We start from the raw sequence: 5,069 nt of genomic DNA, 5'->3' as shown, positions 1-5,069 counted from the left end.
CCCCCATCTTCTCCCCGGCCCCATCTTCAAAATAAAAATCCTACCTTTGCACCGCGTTTTAGGTTCGTTTGTAGCAATACAATCGATAATAGGGAATTCGGTGTGAATCCGAAACTGTATCTGCAGCTGTAACCCTTATCTAACGGACTTCATTGTTCCACTGCCAGTCTACCGACTGATGGGAAGGAGAAGTGACCGGAGGGAAGTCAGAATACCTGCCTTGAACAAATGAATGAAGACTTCAGATTAAAGTCAGGTTCGAATATGGAAGTACAATCTTTCAGTTTGTTCTTATTCTCTGATTTTTTCATTTGCTTACTTAGAACGGAGGTTTTGCCTTCAATTGTTTAATTTTTAAATGCTAAAAGCAATGAAAAAAATGTTACTCGCAGTTAGTGTATGCTGCATCCAATACACACAAGCACAAACCGTAGTAGATTTTGAAGATCTGACGCTTCCGGGATCCGACACAGCGTGGTTAGGTTCCGATATGGCAGGTGGATTTACCTCAAGAGGCGTTTTCTTTGAAAACACGTACAACACGCAATACCATTTCTGGAATGGGTTCGTTTATTCCAACTCAACAGACGCAGCTACTGCAGGTTCTGCAAATGATTACTCTGCTTATACCGGAAACGGTGCAAACGGAAGTGCAAACTATGCTGTATTCAATAACGGAAGCATCAATTTCGGAAGTGAAAAAGTGTTGAGCAGCATCAAAATCACCAACTCAACCTACGCAGCTTTATCGATGCGTGATGGAGACGCTTTCGGAAAACAATTCGGTTCGTCGGATAATGCGGCCGGAGATCCTGATGGAACAAACGGGGCAGATTGGTTCCGCTTATACATCATCGGGAAAGATGCCCAAAGTAATACAACCGACACGGTTACTTTCTACCTGGCAGATTACCGTTTTGCAAACAACGCGCAGGATTACATTGTGAATACCTGGGAAACCGTAGATTTAACTCCGCTTGGAGAAGTTCAATTCCTGGAGTTCGAACTGGCTTCTTCCGATGTTGGTCAATTCGGAATGAACACTCCGGCTTATTTTGCTTTCGATAACCTGACGTACGCAACAGCTTCTATCAACGAATTGAGCGTTTCCACTCAGGAAATTTACCCGAACCCGACAACAGGCCGTTTGACTGTCCAATCAGAAGCCGGACAAATCAAAGTTTTCAGCCTGACCGGTGAATTGATCCTGGAGCAAACAACAAACGGAACTCAGGAAATAAACCTGAACCAAGTGAATGCAGGAACTTACATCGTTGAAACAACGAGCGCAAAAGGAACTGCCAGAACACGCATCAGCAAAATCTAATTGGATTTCCGGTTATCCATAGTATCTATCTTGGTTTCAGCCTCCTGTCCGGTATTCGGGCAGGAGGTGAAACCTATTGAAGAAATTGTCATTTCGCCCCGAAACGAAAAAGACAACAGCATTCAGATCGAACTCAATAAGGACCGGATTCAAAATAAACTGGCAAATGACCTCGGGCAAATCCTGAGTTTGTTTCCCGGATTGCAAATCAAGAATTACGGAGATGTGGGTGGTTTAAAAACCGTTAGTTTCCGGAGTTTGGGAGCCGGGCACACGGCATTGGTACAGGATTTCAGTTCTGTTTCAACCACTCAGAGCGGTCAGGCAGATTTAAGTGCTTTTCCCGTTGATTTCATCGAGCGCCTAGAACTAATCACACTTTCCCCTACCCGGACTCAAATCCCGATTCACGCCAAACTCGCCGGTGTCGTTGTCAACGTTGAATCTGTTCACTCTTATTCGGGAATCAATCCCCGGAAAATCATTTTAGGAGCACAATTAGGTTCTTTCGACCAATACGAAGGTTACTTAATGCTTCAAAAAAGAGTCAAAAAATGGGCAGGAACTTTAACCGGAAAAATCCGGTCTTACGGAGGAAATTATCCCTATTCCTATCTCAACGGAAACAATACCATGGAGGAACGAAGAAAAAACAACGGTTTGCTGGAGTATTTCGGAACGGCATCCGTGCAGTTTTCGCCAAACCCCAACCACCAGTTTCAAGTGCGTTTATCCGGAAACGAATACCAAAAAGAACTGGCCGGAGCAGTCATCTTTTACAACAGCAATGCGGCACAATATCTGAACGGATATGGCTTGAATGCAGCGCTGAATCACCGTTTCAAAAAGAGCAGATGGGATGTTTTTTCCTCTGTCAACTTTCAGAAAAACAACCTCCAATACCTCGATTCCAGTTACCTGAATTCACTCGGATACCTCGATCAGCGCTTCTATTCCAATCAGCTTGATGTTCAGTCACAGGTTTCTTATTTGATTACTGAAAACCTGGGGGTTTTACTTGGAAGCTCGCTCATTTCAGAAGAACTTTCCGGAAAATCCTTGACCGGGAATCCCTATCGAAACACTTCAGAAAGTGTACTTGGTTTGGAATGGAAAAAAATCGGGAAAATCCTGGTTCAGATCGGAGCCCAGGGAATTTTCGAGAAACGCGATACCGTTCTGAAGAATAAGTGGAATTTACTTCCTGCCCTTTCCTGGAGTTTTGATCTCGGAAAGAAAAACAGGTTAAGCCTCGTTTACAGGTACACCTGCCGGCAACCTACCTTCAGCGAATTATATTATCAACAAATCGGAAACACGAAACTTCGCACGGAGAAAGCGCACATCGCTTCGCTTCGCTACGAACTTTATCTTCCTTTCAGGAATGGTATTTCGCAAACCATGATTCAACCCTTCTATTCCTACGTTTACGATAAAATCCTTGCTATTCCTACCAAAAACCTATTCATCTGGAGCATTCAGAACATCGGGAAATCTGACGCCGTCGGAGTGGAGTTCACCGAACTGATCCAAAAAAAGATTCGAAATCACACCCTGGGTGCGCGTGTCAACTACACCTTTCAATATACACAAGATATCAGCGATCCGAATAGTTCCACCTACCGCAATATCTTAAGTTATTCCCCGCTTCATTCCGGAAGTTTGGAATTGGATTACTCCTGGAAGAAACTCTCTTTCTTTGTATTGACCTCCTATTTGGGAGAGCGCTATGCATTGAATCAAAATATTCCCTCCAATCTGCTTGCTGCTTATTTACTGGTAGATTTCGGAGCCTCTTATACTCAGGTGATCAAAAACAACGAACTGACTTTGCGTTTTTCACTGAACAACATCACCAACAAACAATACAGTTACATCAATTATTTTGTAATGCCGGGTATTCACTTTAATGTAAGACTTCAATATGCGTTATAAATTCATTTTAATCCTCCTGGTTCTTTTCGCAGTGGCCTGTAAAAAGAAAAAAGTAACAGAACCGGATGCTCCGCAGGTGCTCACACACGGAATGCTGGTATTGAACGAAGGGCTTTTTCAGCAAAACAATGCTACATTGGGTTGGTTTGATTTTTCTGCAAATTCCTACACCTCCAACTTTTTCGAGCAGAAAACCAATCGTTCCCTGGGCGATACCGGAAACGATATGAAACGATACGGAGGAAAAATCTACGTCATTGTCAATGTTTCCAGTACGGTCGAAATTTTGGACGCTGCAACGGGAAACAGCATTTCTCAGATTTCGATGATTGCCAACGGAACTCCCAAACAACCGCGCTACATTGTGTTTTCCGGAGCAAAGGCCTATATCAGTTGTTACGACGGTTATGTAGATGTACTCGATACAGCTTCCTTAACCATTACGAACCGGATTCAGGTCGGAGCAAATCCGGAAGGCCTGGCTGTGAGCAACGGAAAATTATTTGTTGCAAATTCCGGCGGGTTGAATTTCCCGAATGTAGACAGCACGGTTTCGGTGATCGATTTGGGAAGTCAGCAGGAAATTACACGCATTACAGTCGGGAAAAATCCGGGATCAGTTCAAACCGATCCGAGCGGAGAAGTCTATGTCATTACCCGTGGCGATTATGCTTCCATTCCATCCCGGATGCACCGGATAAACCCGAATACACATACAGTCGTTCAATCTTTTCCGTTTGACGCCGGCGGGATTTCACCTTTCGGCAACCGCTTCCTAATTTCTTACCACGATTTCAGCTCCGGAGATAATGAAATTGCCTTGTTCGACCCCGCTACGGAAACAATGGTCAACCCGGCGTATATTTCCACCAGCGGAATTCAGACACTTTACGGAATCTACTATTCTTCCCTCACCAATAAGATCTACTGCATGGATGCAAAGAATTACACCGTCACAGGTCAGATTCACGTATTCTCAAATGCCGGTACTTTTGAAACAAGTTATAACGTGGGGTTAAACCCTTGTAAAATTTTGATTTATGAATAAGCTCCTTTCCCTTTTAGTATTTATCCCTGCATTGTCAAATGCTCAAAGCTTTCATCCTGCTCCGGGAAATCCAAATACAAACGCGATCAAAAAAGACAGCTCCTGCTTTGTTTCCTGGGCAACAGGAGGAACCATTACGCGTGGTTTTATCGACATTTCGGATACGACGGTTGAAGCAAGCGGATCAAACAGGGCAAGTTTCGGAACTTTGAACCAGGCATTTGGTCCGGCAACAGGGAGTACGGTCGACATAGTTTCTCTTGGCGACAGCGGCGTTGCTACACTTTCCTTCGATCAATTCATTATGGATGGTCCGGGCTACGATTTCGCGGTTTTCGAAAATGGCTTCGCAGATAATTACATCGAGTTGGCGCACGTGGAAGTGAGCTCGGACGGAATTCATTTCTTCCGTTTTCCATCCACTTCAGAAGTCCCTTTGACATCGCAAATGACCAACGCATCCTTTTCCGATTGCCGCATGGTGGATAACCTGGCAGGAAAATACCGCGCCGGTTTCGGAACCCCGTTCGACTTGAGTGACCTTCCGAATGATCCGGATCTGAACAAAAACGCAGTACAATTTGTGCGAATCATTGATGCAATCGGAGCGATTACAGGAACTCATTTTACGACGGATCAACACGGAACAAAAATCAATGATCCGTTCCCTACTCCATTCGAATCCGGAGGATTTGACCTGGAAGCAATCGGGATCATTAACGGAACCTTGGGCTTAACCGAATTGCAGGCATTGCAGGT

At 44.4% G+C, this 5,069-nt stretch carries 4 protein-coding genes and 1 riboswitch; all 4 genes read left to right on the top strand.

The annotated features are described in order from the left end of the window. Window positions 1-43 precede the first annotated feature (43 nt). A riboswitch (cobalamin riboswitch) is annotated at window positions 44-238 on the top strand. 132 nt (window positions 239-370) lie between these two features. Next, window positions 371-1,327, top strand: coding sequence for a DUF4465 domain-containing protein (locus tag Q1V93_RS08715; RefSeq protein WP_300663827.1), 957 nt, complete (start codon window positions 371-373; stop codon window positions 1,325-1,327). 30 nt (window positions 1,328-1,357) lie between these two features. Next, complete coding sequence (locus Q1V93_RS08710; RefSeq protein ID WP_300663825.1) at window positions 1,358-3,262, top strand: TonB-dependent receptor plug domain-containing protein; 1,905 nt, start codon at window positions 1,358-1,360, stop codon at window positions 3,260-3,262. Next, the gene (locus tag Q1V93_RS08705; RefSeq protein ID WP_300663823.1) at window positions 3,252-4,310 is read left to right on the top strand and encodes a YncE family protein; all 1,059 of its coding nucleotides are present in this window, start codon (window positions 3,252-3,254) and stop codon (window positions 4,308-4,310) included. Before Q1V93_RS08710 ends, Q1V93_RS08705 begins: the two co-directional genes overlap by 11 nt. Further along, window positions 4,303-5,069 (top strand): T9SS C-terminal target domain-containing protein (locus Q1V93_RS08700; protein ID WP_300663821.1); only part of this gene is annotated, 767 nt, incomplete at its 3' end. The genes Q1V93_RS08705 and Q1V93_RS08700, both read left to right, overlap by 8 nt.

Origin of the sequence: Fluviicola sp. (assembly GCF_030151805.1) — a bacterium.
In the GTDB taxonomy this organism is placed as follows: Bacteria; Bacteroidota; Bacteroidia; order Flavobacteriales_D; family Crocinitomicaceae; genus Fluviicola.
Note: the sequence above shows the minus strand (reverse complement) of the source record. Positions and strands in the feature narration are given on the sequence as shown.